The organism is Thalassospira sp. A40-3, assembly GCF_015871485.1.
GTDB lineage: Bacteria > Pseudomonadota > Alphaproteobacteria > Rhodospirillales > Thalassospiraceae > Thalassospira > Thalassospira tepidiphila.
This window is the reverse complement of sequence record NZ_CP065428.1, coordinates 4,039,560-4,055,506: the sequence shown is the minus strand read 5'-3', so window position 1 is coordinate 4,055,506 and position 15,947 is coordinate 4,039,560. Positions and strand designations below refer to the sequence as shown.

Annotated in this window: 16 protein-coding genes and 1 tRNA gene; 7 read left to right on the top strand and 10 right to left on the bottom strand. The window is 55.6% G+C overall.

Going from position 1 to position 15,947, the window contains the following annotated elements; all coding sequences use genetic code 11:
• Window positions 1-49: 49 nt before the first annotated feature.
• Entirely contained in the window at window positions 50-622 is a 573-nt protein-coding gene (locus IT893_RS18720; RefSeq protein WP_197146272.1) for an alpha/beta hydrolase, read from the top strand.
• Here the strand turns inward: IT893_RS18720 and IT893_RS18715 are convergent, their stop codons facing one another.
• The 5 genes from IT893_RS18715 to IT893_RS18695 form a co-directional block, all read right to left on the bottom strand.
• Window positions 623-1,912 (bottom strand): folylpolyglutamate synthase/dihydrofolate synthase family protein, encoded by a 1,290-nt coding sequence (locus tag IT893_RS18715; RefSeq protein ID WP_197146271.1) that lies wholly within the window; start codon window positions 1,910-1,912, stop codon window positions 623-625.
• A 1-nt stretch (window position 1,913) separates the two neighbouring features.
• Window positions 1,914-2,840 carry an acetyl-CoA carboxylase, carboxyltransferase subunit beta gene (accD, locus tag IT893_RS18710; protein WP_008888672.1) on the bottom strand — a complete coding sequence of 309 codons (927 nt, stop codon included), beginning with the start codon at window positions 2,838-2,840 and terminating at the stop codon, window positions 1,914-1,916.
• Between the two features lie 55 nt (window positions 2,841-2,895).
• Window positions 2,896-3,744, bottom strand: a complete 849-nt coding sequence (gene trpA, locus IT893_RS18705; RefSeq protein WP_197146270.1) for a tryptophan synthase subunit alpha — start codon at window positions 3,742-3,744, stop codon at window positions 2,896-2,898.
• A complete protein-coding gene (gene trpB, locus IT893_RS18700) occupies window positions 3,741-4,958 on the bottom strand; it encodes a tryptophan synthase subunit beta (protein WP_008888670.1) in 1,218 nt (405 codons plus the stop codon). Before trpB ends, trpA begins: the two co-directional genes overlap by 4 nt.
• A 137-nt stretch (window positions 4,959-5,095) precedes the next feature.
• The gene (locus IT893_RS18695) at window positions 5,096-5,275 is read right to left on the bottom strand and encodes a zinc-finger domain-containing protein (RefSeq protein WP_040822460.1); all 180 of its coding nucleotides are present in this window, start codon (window positions 5,273-5,275) and stop codon (window positions 5,096-5,098) included.
• A 195-nt stretch (window positions 5,276-5,470) separates the two neighbouring features.
• Here IT893_RS18695 and IT893_RS18690 point away from each other — a divergent pair, with 195 nt between their 5' ends.
• A complete protein-coding gene (locus tag IT893_RS18690; RefSeq protein ID WP_008888668.1) occupies window positions 5,471-6,439 on the top strand; it encodes an ABC transporter ATP-binding protein in 969 nt (322 codons plus the stop codon).
• 82 nt (window positions 6,440-6,521) lie between these two features.
• Here the strand turns inward: IT893_RS18690 and IT893_RS18685 are convergent, their stop codons facing one another.
• Window positions 6,522-6,809, bottom strand: a complete 288-nt coding sequence (locus tag IT893_RS18685; RefSeq protein WP_197146269.1) for a coiled coil domain-containing protein — start codon at window positions 6,807-6,809, stop codon at window positions 6,522-6,524.
• Between the two features lie 270 nt (window positions 6,810-7,079).
• Here IT893_RS18685 and IT893_RS18680 point away from each other — a divergent pair, with 270 nt between their 5' ends.
• The 5 genes from IT893_RS18680 to IT893_RS18660 all read left to right on the top strand — a co-directional run bounded on the left by IT893_RS18680 (window position 7,080) and on the right by IT893_RS18660 (window position 11,518).
• Window positions 7,080-8,063 carry an alpha/beta hydrolase gene (locus tag IT893_RS18680; RefSeq protein ID WP_252724008.1) on the top strand — a complete coding sequence of 328 codons (984 nt, stop codon included), beginning with the start codon at window positions 7,080-7,082 and terminating at the stop codon, window positions 8,061-8,063.
• Between the two features lie 147 nt (window positions 8,064-8,210).
• Window positions 8,211-9,947, top strand: coding sequence for an adenylate/guanylate cyclase domain-containing protein (locus tag IT893_RS18675; RefSeq protein ID WP_008888665.1), 1,737 nt, complete (start codon window positions 8,211-8,213; stop codon window positions 9,945-9,947).
• Between the two features lie 150 nt (window positions 9,948-10,097).
• Window positions 10,098-10,174 (top strand) — tRNA-Arg (locus IT893_RS18670).
• A gap of 114 nt (window positions 10,175-10,288) precedes the next feature.
• Window positions 10,289-10,765, top strand: a complete 477-nt coding sequence (locus tag IT893_RS18665) for a hypothetical protein (protein WP_063086430.1) — start codon at window positions 10,289-10,291, stop codon at window positions 10,763-10,765.
• 105 nt (window positions 10,766-10,870) lie between these two features.
• The gene (locus tag IT893_RS18660; protein WP_197146268.1) at window positions 10,871-11,518 is read left to right on the top strand and encodes a 5'-methylthioadenosine/S-adenosylhomocysteine nucleosidase; all 648 of its coding nucleotides are present in this window, start codon (window positions 10,871-10,873) and stop codon (window positions 11,516-11,518) included.
• Window positions 11,519-11,554: 36 nt separating this feature from the next.
• On the opposite strand, the gene IT893_RS18655 is transcribed toward IT893_RS18660, so the two are convergent.
• From IT893_RS18655 to IT893_RS18640, 4 genes are all read right to left on the bottom strand, one after another.
• Window positions 11,555-13,222, bottom strand: a complete 1,668-nt coding sequence (locus tag IT893_RS18655) for a thiamine pyrophosphate-binding protein (protein ID WP_197146267.1) — start codon at window positions 13,220-13,222, stop codon at window positions 11,555-11,557.
• A 226-nt stretch (window positions 13,223-13,448) separates the two neighbouring features.
• Window positions 13,449-14,003: a polysaccharide biosynthesis/export family protein gene (locus tag IT893_RS18650; RefSeq protein ID WP_197146266.1), complete on the bottom strand. Its 555-nt coding sequence runs from the start codon at window positions 14,001-14,003 to the stop codon at window positions 13,449-13,451.
• On the bottom strand, window positions 14,004-15,206 hold the full coding sequence (locus IT893_RS18645; protein ID WP_197146265.1) for an outer membrane beta-barrel protein: 1,203 nt from the start codon (window positions 15,204-15,206) through the stop codon (window positions 14,004-14,006).
• On the bottom strand, window positions 15,206-15,859 hold the full coding sequence (locus IT893_RS18640) for a sugar transferase (protein WP_197146264.1): 654 nt from the start codon (window positions 15,857-15,859) through the stop codon (window positions 15,206-15,208). Before IT893_RS18640 ends, IT893_RS18645 begins: the two co-directional genes overlap by 1 nt.
• Window positions 15,860-15,947 lie beyond the last annotated feature (88 nt).

Here is a 15,947-nt window from a genome sequence, read left to right as displayed (position 1 = left end):
GTCTGATTGCCTGTGTTTTGATGACCGCTTTCTAAACGACGGAGGCATCATGGCTGTTCTACGTGATCTGGTTTTTATCCACAGTGCCGGTCCGCAAGGCGGCAAGAACGGCAGTACCGGCCTGATTGCGCGGCTGGAAGAAGCCCTTGGTGACGAGTTTCACATCATCGCCCCTTTGATGCCCGACCCGGAACGCCCGGACATAGATGCGTGGTTGGCCGAGATCGCAAAGACGGTTTCACAAGCACGATCAGGGGCCGTATTGATGGGCCATTCACTTGGCGGGTCGTCCATCTTGCAATATCTGGCACGAAATCCGCAAATCTGGCGTGATAACAATCGCTTTGCATCGGTCTTTAGCATTGCTGCCCCATTTTGGGGTCTGCAAGACTGGGAAGTAATGGATTTTTCGTTGACGGAGGATGAGCTGGCTGTGCTCGCCGGGTGTCGACCAATGCATTTCTGTCACAGCAAAGACGACAAGATTGTCGGGTTTGCGCATTGCGAAACCTATTTACAGCACTTCCCGCAGACAGATCAGATCGCGTTGAATGATACCGGGCACGCCTTGTCAGACGGCGATATTACAGCATTGATTGAGAAAATACGCATATACGCTTGATCAGGCGTGTTTTTCCAGAACCAGACCCGCAAGATAGAGCGATCCCAAAATCAGCACCCGTTTCGGGGTGCGGCAGGCATCAAGAAGCGGGGTAATGGCCGCTTCGAACCCGTCACAGGAAAATGCCGGGGAAATGCCACTGGCAATTGCCGCATCGCGCAGGGTTTCTGGTAGATGTGCCTGATGTTCGCCGGGGATCGGAACGCCGGCCAACGCGGCGATATGCGTCGCCAACGGTTTCAGAAACGCTTCCGCATCGCGGTTATCAAGCATGCCCATGATGACAACGGTGTCGCCAGCGGGTTGGCGCGATAGCCAGTCGGCAATTGCCTCGGCCGCGGCAATGTTGTGGCCACCATCCAAAATCAGATCGCAGCCATCGGGCAAGGCATCGCTCAGCGGGCCTTTGGTAAGTTTCTGTAGCCGTGCGGGCCAGCTTGCGGTTTCAAGACCACGGGCTAGGATATTGGTATCCTTGCCGTCACATCCGGGAATTCCGGCCTTGCGTACCGTCGCAATCGCGGTGGCGGCATTGGTATATTGATGGCGTCCGGGCAGGGCCGGGTGCGGTAGATTGATCTGCTCGGTCCCGATGCGGATCGTGAAGCCGTCTTCGCGTTCCTCAGTCACCTCGAAATCGTTGAAGATCGGGGCCGAAATGCGGTTGGCGTGACAGGCCAGTGTATTAAACGCCTCAAGGCTTTGTGGTGCGGTGATGCACGGAACGACGGTTTTCATGATCCCGGCCTTCTCGAACGCGATTTTGGCAATCGTGTCACCAAGGAAGCCCTGATGATCAAGCGAGATTGGCGTGATCACGGTCGCGGCAGGTTTATCGATGACGTTGGATGCATCGACACGGCCACCCAGCCCGGTTTCAAGCAACAGGACATCGGCCGGAACCCGCGAAAACGCCAGGAACGCCGCGGCCTGGGTAATCTCAAAGAAGGTAATCGATTCCCCGGCATTGATCGCCTCAACCTCTTCCAGAAGATCACAAAGGGCTTCTTCGGAGATCATCTGGCCGGCAAGGGTGATGCGTTCATGAAAACGCACCAGATGCGGGGATGTGGAGCAATGCACCCGAAGTCCCGCCGCCTCATAGATCGCGCGCAGATAGGCCAAGGTCGATCCCTTGCCATTGGTGCCGGCGATATGAATGACGGGGGGGAGTGAAAGGTGCGGATTGCCCAGCTTTTCAAGCAGCCGGGTAATCCGCCCTAACGAAAGATCGATGACTTTCGGGTGCAGCTTGCCAAGGCGAGCAAGGATTGCGTCGCTGCCCGCCAAGTTATTTATCCGCACTCGGAGTTTTGGATTTGGTCGATTTGGCCTTGGCGTCCTTGATCGGAACCACAGCCGCACCCGGTTTGGTGCGACGGATCATATCGATCAGGCGGCCAAAGGTCGCATTCAGTTCCGAACGCGGCACGACCATATCCACCATGCCATGTTCCAGAAGGTATTCGGCCGTCTGGAAGTCATCGGGCAGTTTTTCGCGGATGGTGCTTTCGATCACGCGGCGCCCGGCAAAGCCGATCTGTGCGCCCGGTTCTGCGATCTGGATATCACCCAGCATGGCAAAGGATGCCGAAACACCGCCAGTGGTCGGATCGGTCAGGAGCACGAAATAGGGCAGGCCCTTTTCCTTGACCTTTTCGATCGCGGCCGTGGTACGTGCCATCTGCATCAGGCTGAGAATGCCTTCCTGCATACGCGCACCACCCGATGCCGGAACGACGATCAGGGCCGCATCCTGCACACAGGCAAGCTCGGCCGCTGCAACGATGCCTTCGCCAACGGCGATGCCCATCGATCCACCCATGAAGGAGAAATCGAAAACGGCAATCACGGTCGGGTGACCACCGACTTCGCCATGGGCCACAGCCAGCGCATCCTTGAAGGTTGCTTTGGCCTGGGCCGCCTTGAGGCGGTCGGTATATTTCTTCTGATCGCGGAATTTCAGCGGATCGACCGGAACATTCGGCAGTTCGATGGTCTGGTACTTGCCACCATCAAACAGGGTTTCGAGACGTTCCTTGGCGGAAATGCGCATGTGATGACCGCAATGCTGGCAAACATGATTGTTCTTTGCCAGATCGCGATGGAAGATCATCTGTTCGCAGGATTTGCATTTGTGCCAGAGGTTTTCGGGCACATCAGTGCGGCGAACAAGTTTCTGAATCTTTGGACGGACGAATTCAGTCAGCCACGACATATCGGATACTGATCCTTGGTTCTGTCTATATCGGTTCTTTCAAACGCAGCGCCATCTATTTGCGCGCGTTTCGGACCCCGTTTGCAAGTTCACGCACAAGGCCGGTAACCATAGAGGCGGTCTTATCGGTGGCCTTGCCGTTTTCGTCAAGACTTTCGGCAATTTTTGATACGATAGCCGATCCGACGACAGCGGCATCGGCCTGTTTTGCCACGTCGGCTGCCTGGGCTGCGGTCTTGATGCCAAACCCGACCGCAATCGGCAAATCGGTATGGCGACGCAGGCGTCCCATTGCCTCAATAATCTGCTCATTGCTGGCAGATCCGGCACCGGTCACACCGGCAACCGAGACATAATAAACAAAGCCCGAGGTATTCTGAACAAGTTTCGGAAGACGCTTGTCATCAGAGGTCGGCGTGGTCAGACGAATGAAGGACAGGCCTTTTTCCAAGGTCGGAATGCAAAGCTCTGCATCTTCTTCGGGCGGCAGATCAACAACGATCAGGCCATCAACCCCGGCATTGCGCGCATCTTCAAGGAATTCGGCAACGCCATAGATATAGATCGGATTGTAATAGCCCATCAGGATGATCGGCGTATCATGATCCTGATCGCGGAAACCGCGCACAATCGACAGCGTCTTGCGCATATGCATGCCAGCGGCAAGCGCGCGCAGCGATGCTTCCTGAATGGCGGGGCCATCGGCCATCGGATCGGTAAACGGCATGCCCAGTTCGATGATGTCGGCACCGGCTTCTGGCAGCTGTTTGAGGATTTCAAACGAGGTTTCCGGGTCGGGATCGCCTGCGGTGATAAAGGTTACCAGACCGGCACGGCCTTCTTCCTTGAGCTTGGCAAAACGTTTGGCGATGCGGTCCTGGCCGCCGATGATAGCGTCGCTCACAATTCTACTCCCAGTGCTTCGGCCACGGTAAAGATGTCCTTGTCACCCCGGCCACTCAGACACATGAGGATGATCTTGTCCTTGCCCATTTTCGGGGCTTCTTTCATGATCTGCGCGATCGCGTGGCTGCATTCCAGTGCGGGAATGATGCCTTCGAGTTCCGAACAGAGTTTGAAGGCGGCAAGGGCTTCCTTGTCGGTGATTGGTTCATAACGCGCGCGACCGATATCCTTAAGCCAGCTGTGCTCTGGCCCGATGCCGGGATAATCCAGACCGGCCGAAATCGAATCGGCTTCCTTGATCTGGCCGTCATCATCCATCAGCAGATAGGTGCGGTTGCCGTGCAGAACGCCCGGCTTGCCTGCCGAAAGGCTTGCGGCATGTTTGCCGGTATGAACGCCGTGACCGGCGGCCTCAACACCGACAACTTCGACACCCTTGTCATCAAGGAATGGGTGGAACAGACCAATGGCGTTGGACCCGCCGCCAACCGATGCGATCACCTGATCGGGCAGGCGATTTTCAGCTTCCATGATCTGTCGGCGTGCTTCATTGCCGATGACCGACTGGAAATCACGGACCATTTCCGGATAAGGGTGCGGGCCAGCAGCCGTGCCGATGATGTAGAAGGTATCTTCGACGTTGGTGACCCAGTCACGCAGGGCTTCGTTCATCGCATCTTTCAGCGAGTTCGAACCGGAAACGACCGGTTTGACCTCTGCACCGAGAAGGCGCATGCGGAACACGTTGGGCGACTGACGTTCGATATCCTTGGAACCCATATAGACCGTGCAGGGCAGGCCAAAGCGTGCACAAACAGTCGCGGTCGCAACGCCATGCTGACCGGCGCCGGTTTCGGCGATGATACGGGTTTTGCCCATGCGCTTGGCCAACAGGATCTGGCCGATGCAGTTATTGATCTTGTGCGCGCCGGTATGGTTGAGGTCTTCGCGCTTGAAATAGATCTTTGCACCGCCAAGTTCCTCGGTCAGGCGTTCGGCGAAATAAAGCGGGTTTTCACGGCCAACATAGTGACGGAGATAGTAATCCATCTCTTTTTTAAACGCGGGGTCTGCCTTGGCGTCCTTGTAGGCCTGTTCCAGCTCAAGGATCAGCGGCATCAGGGTTTCGGCGACAAAGCGTCCGCCGAAATTGCCGAAATGCCCGTCCGGATCGGGCAGAGCGCGGAAGCTGTTAGGTGCAGAAGACGTCATGGAAGTTCCCCGTGGATTGGCCGTGATGGCGGTCACGACAGCATAGGCAGGTGACAATATATGGTCTGCCAGACCATCTGTGCGCAAGCACCGGCAGGGTCTGGCCCCATACTGTACCTAAAAAGGTGCGTATTGGATTAGTGGGCTGCGTGCTCGGCCAAGGATTTGTCGAAGATATATTTTTTCGAGCAATACGGGCAGACCACCTCGCCTTTTTCCTCAAGATTAAGGTAAACGGTCGGGTGCCCAAGGTGACCTTTTCCGCCGTCGCAGGCAACATTTAGCGTGCCGACTTTGATTTCTTCGGTGATCTTCATATATCCAGTTCCAAGTTTGCCTTTTTCAGGCTTGTATGACCATCGGGATTGGCCGCGCACTGTGGACAGCATTGACCCCGGTTTCCCGGGAATGATACCGATTGGGCATATTCAATCAATACTTCCGCGTGCTCATGGCGCCTCATGGTCTTAGCGCAAACAAGCGACGCGGAAAAGAGTGGAGATCACGGACATATGACTGCAATGCCCGACTATGCCATCGAAGTCGAGGGGCTGACAAAGGTCTATAAGGGATCAAACGGCGAAAAACTCGCCCTTGATAACGTTTCGCTCAAGATTCCGCGCGGCTCGTTTTTTGCCCTGCTGGGCCCGAACGGCGCCGGAAAGTCTACATTTATCAACATCTTGGCCGGTCTTGTTACCAAGACCAGCGGTACGGCAAAAATCTGGGGCAACGATATCGAAGCCCAGATGCGGGCCGCACGCTGCTCCATCGGGATCGTGCCCCAGGAACTCAATCTGGATGCATTTTTCACCCCGCGTCAGGTGATGGAATTGCAGGCGGGCCTCTATGGCGTGCCGAAATCCGAACGCCGCACGGACGAGATTCTTGCCGCCATCGGACTCGCCGACAAGGCAGACTCGTATGCAAGGTCGCTTTCGGGCGGGATGCGTCGCCGTCTTCTGGTCGGCAAGGCGATGGTCCATACGCCGCCCGTTCTGGTTCTTGATGAACCGACCGCCGGTGTGGATATCGAACTGCGTCAGCAGCTTTGGGCTTACGTCAAGGAGTTGAACAAAGCGGGCGTCACGATTGTTCTGACCACGCATTACCTTGAAGAAGCCGAAGAACTTTGTGACGAGATCGCGATCATCAATCAGGGCAATGTCATTGCCCATGAAGACAAGCGCAGCTTGCTGCGCCGGATTGATCACAAGACGCTGGTTCTGACCGTGAACAACGAACTGAACGCAGTACCCGATGCCCTGTCGCCCTGGGGGGCAGAGCTTAAATCGGAAAACCAGATCGCGCTTCATTACCGCCCAAGCAACACCCAGATGGCGGAAATCCTTGAGGCGATCCATGGCTGTGGTCTTGCGATCAAGGATCTGTCGACCGAGGAAGGCGATCTTGAAGACATCTTCTTGATGCTGACCCGCGATAATAACAAGCAACGCGCAGGTGCCGGCAAGGCTGCCTAATTCGTTGCGTTTTCGTAATCATGTACAAAACCCCGCAAGTTTTCTTGCGGGGTTTTGTGTTATTGCGTTTTGATCCGCTCGATCACTTGAATCTGCTGGTAGCCATTTTCATCGCAGCTTCAATCGAGTCCCAAGCGTTATCCATGCCAGCTTTCAGGTCCTGCCAGGCGGTATCGCTTGATTTTTGCAATTCTCTAAGCTTCTGCTCGGCCTCGTCTTGCATGGCGCGGAGCTCTTTGACTTGTTTCTGATACTGTATTTGTGCATCGGCTTCTGCCAACTCAGCCTGCGCCTTAAGCTTGTCAATCTGGGCACTCCACTCATTGAGTTGGGCTTCCAGTTTTTTCTCGTAAGCTTCTTTCATGCTCATGGTCGTATCCTTTCGTTGGAAAACGTGTGGAACGATCGATATGGCAACAAGGCAAAATACCCAATGTCTGCGTCTGTCATTGGATTAAAAAACCCGCTGAACCTGCTGTAGTTCTACTAGATTGGGCCGATTGGTTAAACCTTAAACCAGAATTTCCTCAATAACCCGACTGCCCGCTTGGAATATGTAATGTGTGACAATACCTTGCGGGCGAACGCATTATAATCTTCATTGAGTGTCTCTGTTTCCTGCGTAGGGTTGGTCACCACTTTGTCACCGTGTTTATTGCGCCCCGTTGTCCGCCTTTGTGCGATGTTGTTGTTTGCCGGGATGGTAAGCGCCTGTGCGCCAACTGTTCGCCCGGCGGGGCTGCCGATTGCCCAGACCGTGCTTGGGCCAGACGTTTTTGTTGCGGCCGATGGTACTGCGCTACCGTTGCAAAGCTGGGGCAATCTTGAAGATCCCGATGCAGTGATCCTTGGTCTGCACGGGATGGGTGATTATGCCAATGCCTTCATGGAACTGGGTGAACAGGTCGGCCCGAAGGGCATCGCGATCTATGCTTATGATCAGCGTGGCTTTGGCCGTACGGCTACACGTCCATTCTGGGCCGGCACGGGCAGTCTGGTCAATGATGCTAGTGACGCATTGACGCTGTTGCGCGCCCGCTATCCTGACACACCGATTTACCTTCTGGGGAATTCGATGGGCGGGGCGGTGGCGATCATCACCGCTGCCACGCGCGGGCATCTGATGGATGGCTTGGTTTTGGTGGCACCGGCAGTTTGGAACCGGAACATGATGCCGTGGTACCAGACCGCACCGCTTTCGATCCTGTCGTACAGCCTGCCATGGTTGCCGCTGACCGGGCGGGGACTTGATATCTGGCCGTCGGACAATATCGAAATGCTGCGTCGGCTGTCGCGTGACCCGCATATGATGTCTTCAGTCCGGGTCGATTTGCTTGCCGGTGTTGCCGATATCATGGATCTGGCGCGCGTTCGGGCCGGGGATATATCTGTGCCAACACTTTTGCTGTCGGGGATGCAAGATCAGGTGATCCCGCCCAAGGCAGTTGCGGCGCTTGATGATCAACTGTCCAGTCTTGGTTTGCCCGACTATCACCGCTGCCTTTATTCGGAGGGGTATCACATGTTGTTGCGGGATCTGAACGGGCCGGTGGTGATCGAGGATATCCGGCGCTGGGTCACGGATCGCACAGATCGGAAAAATTATTCCTGCACCAACAACTGATTGCTTTTTGACCCTCAATCAATGATCAGGTAGCCTTTTTTAAATAGTTGCAAGGCATTATGCAGGTTGTCGAACCGCTGTTTCGTTCCGATATGCCAAGCAGCAATTGATGATGCAACATCACTTAACCGGAGGATCAGGACCGGCATGCTAAGGACCATTCGGGCGAAGTTCCTGGGTGTCGCGGCCTTTTTTGTCGTGTGGCTCGTTGTGGCCACCGGGTTCTCCGTGATCCAGTCCCTTGGCATCAATGGTGATCTTGAGGCGGTGTCGCGCTACGTCACGCCGGTTAAGGACTCGCTTTCGGACGTGCGTGCGCGCCAGCTTGAACAGATTTCGCTGATTGATCGTTACATGCGGGTGGTCGAAAGTGACGGACCGCAGACATCGCTTCTAAATGGCATCGAGATCGAAATCGAAGCCAAACAAACCCAGATCGAACAGGCCTTCCGCAAATCCTTTACCTTTGCTGCCCTTGGTCGGGCGCAGGCATCCGGTCACTTTGACGAGGGTGTGCTGTTTGATCTTGATGTGCGCATGCGGGAATTTGCCGATGTATCGGCACAGTTTTCCTTGGGCGTTGAACGGTTGCTTGATCAGGTGCGGGCAGGAAATCTTGCCGATGCCCGGTCACAGGAAAACACCGTGCGCGGCCTGCATCGGATTATCGTGCTGAACCTGCGCAATGAAATCCGGCTTCTCGAAGACTACGCGGCCCAAACGGTTGAAAACGTTTCCAAGCGCGAAGATTTCCTGATTCAGGCCGAATTCATCATGATGCTGGCCGCCGTCATTATCGGCATTTCGCTGGCCTATTATATGGCGCATGCGGTGGTGGTTGCTGTGCGCAAAACCACGAGTGCATTGAATTCCATTCAGTCGGGCAAGCTTGATACCAAGCTTGAATTCAGCTCCAAGGGTGACTTTGGCCGGTTGGCAGATGCCTTTAACCGCATGACGCGCGAACTCCGCGTGCGGTTTCGGATGCGCGAACGGTTTGGCAAATATGTCGATCCGAAAGTCATCAATAATCTGATCAATCAGGAAACCGCGCTTGAGAACTCCGAAAAGCGCGTGATGACCGTTAGTGTCGTCAACCTGACCGGGTTTGACTGGCTGGCGGAACATACGCCGCCAGAAAAGCTTGTCGACTTCCTGAATGACTATCTGACAGCGATGACTGAACCGATTGCCAATCAAAGCGGGATTATCGACAACTTTGTTGGTGACCGGGTGATCGGCTTCTGGGGCCCTCCCTTCTGCGGCGAAGGGGCCCATGCCAAACATGCCTGTCAGGCGGCCCTTGAACAGGTTGCGCGCTTTAACGCGCTTAAGACCAAATATGCCGAACTGATTGGCGATCATGGTCTTGAAATCCGTGTTGGCATTGCGACCGGCGAGGTCGTTGTCGGGTCCATTGGTACGGACAAATCACGCGCCTATACCGTGGTTGGCGATTGCGTGAACTATGCCAACCGTCTGGAAAAGGCCAACCGGGTCTATGGCACGCAAATTCTGGCTTCGCACGAAACGGCCAGCATGGCGTCGGGTGAGGTCGAAATGCGCGACCTTGATCATGTGGTGCTGCTGGGTACTGAAAAGGTCGTCTTCCTTTACGAAGTTCTGGCGCAAGGCGGACAGCTTTCTGAAGAACGGCGTGAATGGCGCAGCAAGTACGAAACCGCCATGGCGCATTACCGCGATGGCAATTTCGATGCGGCCCGGCCGCTTTATGAAGAAGTCATCGCGTTTGATGACAGCGACTTTGCCGCACAGCTGATGATGAACCGCATGGAGCGCCTTGAGCGGCGCGAACAGGACCGCGAATGGGATGGCACCTGGGTGGTGCGTGACCCGTATGAACGCCGTGATGTCGAAAGCTGATTGCAGCCACAACCTGCCAAGGTTACCTTAACCGGTATCGGGGATGATTGAGCGGGTATCGGGGTTCGAAAACCCTTGCCCGTTCAGGCCAAAACCTGTATCACCCATCGCACTCGGGCCACATATTCCAGTCACGGTCCGACATATTGCGCACCCGTAGCTCAGCTGGATAGAGCGTTGCCCTCCGAAGGCAAAGGCCACAGGTTCGAATCCTGTCGGGTGCGCCAATTTTCTCCCAAAATTGCTTTGTCAGTTGGCATCCGCGGATAGTGCGCGTAAGGATGATTTTTACCATGCCGAAACCGGCAGGGGTGCGTTTTTGCATTTGTTGGGGCGAACCAATGACAAAGCTGTTTTTCCTTTTCACCATTCATCCGGTTTCGTTGGCGATCTGGACCTTTGTTGTGATGGCAATGGTGGTGATGACCGGCTGGGCACACCTTGCCACGCTGACCTTTGCGTTTGAGGCTGGCATATTCGATGCTGATGTGACGCTTGAAGAAGATGTCGCCGTCATTCTGGTTGCCTTTGGCGTGTTCCTTGAGATGCGCGAAATGTTGGCGAAACGAGCTTATGGCGAAGAGATTGCCGAGAAACAGCATGATCTCAACGAACTTTCAGAGCGTTATGGCGCCTACCTGCTCATCATCGGGCTGTTTATGGAAATCAATGACCAGTGCTTCGAGCCACTGCTTGAAAATACCGGGTTTGCCGCGATTGGCGTATCGACCATGGCTTTGTTTGACGTGATCGCGCTTGTTGTGGGCTTTGGTTATCTCGCCAAACTGTTCGCTCCGACCCGTTCTGTCGCCGCCTGATGCGATCACGTTACACTGACAGTGATGCCGTGATTTTGGGGCTGCGGAAATGTTGCCCGGCCTTTATGCTGCGGGTTCTGATTTCAAGAATGTGGAAAGTCAAAGATGCGCGGATACCTTCATGATGTCGCAGGCCATAACGTGTTGTTCGCAATGGCGGCACCGGCGGAATATGGCGACCACCTCAAGGAGCGGTTTACGCCCTTGATGATCGGGGTTGGGCCGGTGGAGGCTGCGATCAATCTGACCGCGGCATTGACCGAATTGAAGCTGTCGGATGATTTGCCCGATCTTGTCGTGACATTGGGATCAGCCGGATCGCGTACGCTGGAACAGGCCGAGGTTTATCAGGCCGTTTCGGTATCGTATCGGGATATGGATGCATCGGTTCTGGGCTTTGAGAAGGGCTGCACGCCGTTTGTTGATCTGCCTGCCGAGATCGAGATGGCGTTACGCATTCCCGGTATCCCCGAAGCGCGTTTGTCGACCGGGGCCAATGTGGTGTCGGGTGCGGCCTATGACGTGATTGATGCCGACATGGTCGATATGGAAAGCTTTGCCATCCTGCGTGCGTGCCACAAGTTTGGCGTGCCGCTGATTGGTTTGCGCGGCATTTCCGACGGCAAGGAAGAGCTTTCCAAGCTGTCGGACTGGACGGCCTATCTGCATGTGGTTGATGAGAAACTTGCCGTTGCGGTCGATGCGCTGAAAGCTGGCCTTGAAAGCGGCGAGATCAGCATTCCCAGACGCTGATCCCGCTTATTGCATTTTCGAAACAATTAAGTCGACTTAGGTGCCCGCACGGATCTGATCAAGGGTTTTGATCGGGGTAAGCGCTTGTGGGTCCACCTGGATTTCAAGGATGGCCGGTTTGCCGGAGGCAACTGCGCGGTCGAAGGCCGGGCCGAAATCCTCGGTCCTTGTGACGGTTTCACCGTATCCGCCAAAGGCCTTGGCGTAGGCGGCGAAATCCGGGTTATGCAGTTCGGTGCCAGACACACGGCCGGGATAGTTGCGTTCCTGATGCATGCGGATGGTGCCAAACATACCGTTATTGACCACCAGCGTGATGATATTCGCGCCATATTGCACGGCGGTGGCAAATTCCTGTCCGTGCATCAAAAAGCATCCGTCGCCGGCAAGACAGACGACCGGGCGATCCGGATGAGCGAGCTTGGCCGAGACCGAGGCCGGAAGCCCATACCCCATCGAGCCCGATGTCGGGGCCAGTTCGGTGCGGTATTCCCGGTAGCGGAAGAAACGATGCAAAAAGGCGGCGTAGTTGCCCGCCCCATTGGTGACAATCGCATTGTCGGGCAGTTTTTCACGCAGTTCCGCCACCACATGGGCCATTTTGACATCGCCCGGGGTTTCAACCGGGGTGGAAAAGGCGATGTAGTTGGCGTGTGCGGTTTCGATCATGTCATCGCGGGCCGATCCATCCACCGGCTCCATCATGGCGATGGCGCGCAGGAAAGATCGCTGGGACGCATTGATTGCAACATCGGGGCGATAAACCCGGCCCAACTCATCCGGGCCGCTGTAAACATGGACCAGTTTCTGTTTCGGGCAGGGGATATCAAGCAGGCTATAGCCGCTGCTGGTCATTTCCCCCATGCGCGATCCGACAAGGATCACAAGATCACTGTCCTTGATGAGCTCGGCCAGCTTCGGGTTGATGCCGATCCCGACATCACCAATGAAGTGGCTGTGCGTGTTGGGGATATAGTCCTGACAGCGGAAGCTTGTCGCAATCGGCACATTGTTACGAACTGCAAACGATTTAAGGTTTTCAGTCGCTTCGCGGGTCCAGCCACCCCCACCAACGATCATGACCGGCTTTGCGGATTTCGCAAGAGCGTCACGGAAGCGAGAGACATCTTCAGGCGCTGTTTTGGCCTCAACCGGGACGTAGGGTTTGGCATCGGCAACATCTGTGCTTGAAGACAGCATGTCTTCGGGAAGCGCCAGAACCACAGGGCCGGGGCGACCGGATGTCGCGATGTGATAGGCGTGGCTGATATATTCCGGAATGCGGTTGATGTCATCAATCTGCCCGACCCACTTTGCCAATGGGTCGAACATTTTGCGGTAATCGACTTCCTGAAACGCTTCGCGATCAACCATGTCACGCCCGATCTGCCCGACCAGCAGGATCATTGGTGTGCTGTCCTGATGGGCGACATGAACGCCGGCCGATGCGTTGGTGGCACCGGGACCACGGGTGACCATGCAGATGCCGGGTTTATTGGTCAGCTTGCCATAGGCCTCTGCCATGATGGCGGCCCCGCCTTCCTGACGGCAAATGATCGGATCGATGCCCGGATGATCGACAAGGCCATCAAGCACGGCGAGATAGCTTTCGCCCGGGACAAGAAAGACGCGTTCAGCCCCGTGCAGGGCCAGTTGATCGACCAGAATGCGTCCGCCATGGCGCGTTTCTGTTTTCCCGGACATGTTTCGTGAACTCCGTTGCGTGGGGCAAAATCGTTTTAGTTTTTATCTGTTTGCCATCTGGTGATGGCGTGAGCGCGATTTCATCATGGAAAACGGGCGCAGGTAAAGATGGTTGATCCAGAAAACAGCGGAAAATCCGACGATATGTGGAGCAGTTCTAAAACCCCAGCGTTCTGATCGAAAATGTATAGTGGATTGTGCTGGAAATCCGCTATTTTGCAGTGATTTAGAAGTACCTTTCGGCCACGCGCACGATGTCGCCGGGCATAACGATGGTGGCGAGCGTTGCCGGGATAATGACGCGCGATGCATCATGACCACGCAGGATTTCGATGTCATCCTCATCCCCGCGATAGGTCAGCCCGCCGCCGACTGCGATGGCATTGAGCACATTCATTCCCGGCACATAATCATAGGATCCGGGTTGATTGACCTCCCCCATGATGAAGAACGGGCGAAAGGCGATGATTTCGACCGCAATATCGGGGTGCCGCAAATAACCATCCAGATAGGCGTCATGGATTTTCTGGCGCGCCTGATCTGTGGTGAGGTTGCGCACGCTTACCGGCCCGATCAGCGCAAGGTTCAGCCTGCCCATGGCATCGACCTTGAATTCGCCTGACAGGTCCGGTTCACCAAACACCGTGACCCGCACCGTATCGCCACTATCCATGACATAGATGGTCTGGGCTTTTGCCGTCATCGTCATCACGATCAAGGCGAGCAGCGTGATCAGGACCGTGCGCAAGCCATTGAACAAGCGTGGCTTTGGTGTTGTCATTTACATCTCCAGCTTGAGGCGGATGTGGCTTTGCAGGCGTTCATAATCCTCACCCGCGCTATTTGAGTTTCGCTGGTCATAAGCGAGGCCACCCTCGATCCGGGCAAGGCGATTAAGCTCATAGCGAACGCCAACCCCGAACCGACTGGTGTTGTCACGCCGCGTGGTTTGTTGGAAGGTTTCTGCGCTGTAGTCAGCACTGAGTGAAACGGTCAGTCGCCGGCGCAGTTCATGGGAAATACCTGCTCCTGCTTCAAAAGCCAGAATGCCACTGGCACCGGTCTGCGTCGTTTCGCGCACGGTACGCGCGGCATTGAACGCGATATTGGTCAGGCGGGTGACCGACCAGTCGAAATCGCCGCGCAAGGTATAATCCCCGATATTGCCAAAGGCCGGGTCGGCATAAGTCTGGTTCATCCAGCCCGCCGCCAGATCGGCCGTAATCAGATCGGTCAGATCAAGGCGAATGCCGCCCAGCATCTGATAGCCCGCTGAATCGCGGATGCGACCACCATCATCGGGGGTGCGGTCATATTGTCGCTGGTTAAACGTGACTTCGCCGTAAGCCTCACGCCCAAGATCAAGCGGCCACAGAATACGGAGCGTCTCGCGCAGTTCAAGGCGATCACGATCATCATTGCGGATGAGTGATCCGTTGCGCGCGGTGCTGTCGTCAAAATCAAGACGGCGAAGTGCAAACTGTGATTCGTAATGCAGGCCGTTGGTAATATGGCGGCCGCCAATCTGGGCGCTGACATCACGGTAAATAACGGGCTCTGTGGCACTGGTTGGGACATCGTTGCTGCCGCGCGGGTCGTGGGCGCGCTTAAGCTGAACCCCGCCTTCAACGGATGTCGCACCGAGATCAAGGCTGCCCGCAGTGCTGAGTTCAAGGTCCTGATAATCATCGCTAGATGAGTCGGCAAAAAAGCCAAGCTCGCCGCCGGCGGCGAGATGCAGGCGAAAAACCCGCCAATCGCCCTGCAGGGTCAGGCGCGGGGTTAGAGTTGTGATGACGTCGCCGGTTGGATTGGCATCGCTTTGAAATATGTTGCTGTCATATCGCGTGCCGAATTCAACCAACGGGGTTGCCAGAATTCGGCCGAGACGAATGCCACCAGCGTCATCGGGATTTTCCATTGCGGCGGCGGGGGCCACGACATTTGCAAAGAGCAGTGCGGTGGACATCACGAATTTACGCATTACACCAGCCGCCGGTCGCGACCAAGACAGGGTTTGAGCGCGCGTTGGGGCTGGCGTTGCGGCCGATATCGCGTAAGCGTCCTGAAGGGCAGGGCAACCGTGCGGATCAGAATGGCGCAATCAAACAAAGGGGTCTGGCGGCGGATATATTCAAGATCGCAGGCAATACGCGCCTTCAAGTGATCAGTGCTGCAGACCGGGCCGCGCCAGCCCTGAATTTGCGCCCATCCGGTCATGCCCGGTTTTATCGCAAGCCGGGCGGTATAGTCGGGAATATGTTTGGCAAATCGATGGTGATCGGCAAGGCTGTGCGGGCGCGGCCCGACCAGTGACATGTCGCCGCGCAGCACATTGATGAATTGCGGCAATTCATCAAGTCCGGTGATACGCAAAATCGAACTGAGCGTTTCTGCAAATCGCAGGCCGCGTGGAGAAAGCGGGCGGCAGGTTCGATCACGTAAAGTTCGGAACTTGAAAATGACAAAGATCCGACCGTCAAGACCAATCCGTTTTTGCAAAAACAGCGGATTGTGAAAGCCAGATCCAAACAGCAAGACCGCAATGATCATCAGAACAGGGAAAAGCACCAGCAACCCGATCCCGGCAAACAGAATATCGTATGCCCGTTTGACAGATCGGTTATGGTCGGACATCGACCGATGACAGGCCCAGGACGGTTTTGACGACGGTTCTGATGTGTCGCTATGTCCAGTCAACTCCTGTGCCCCACCCCAGCATTCA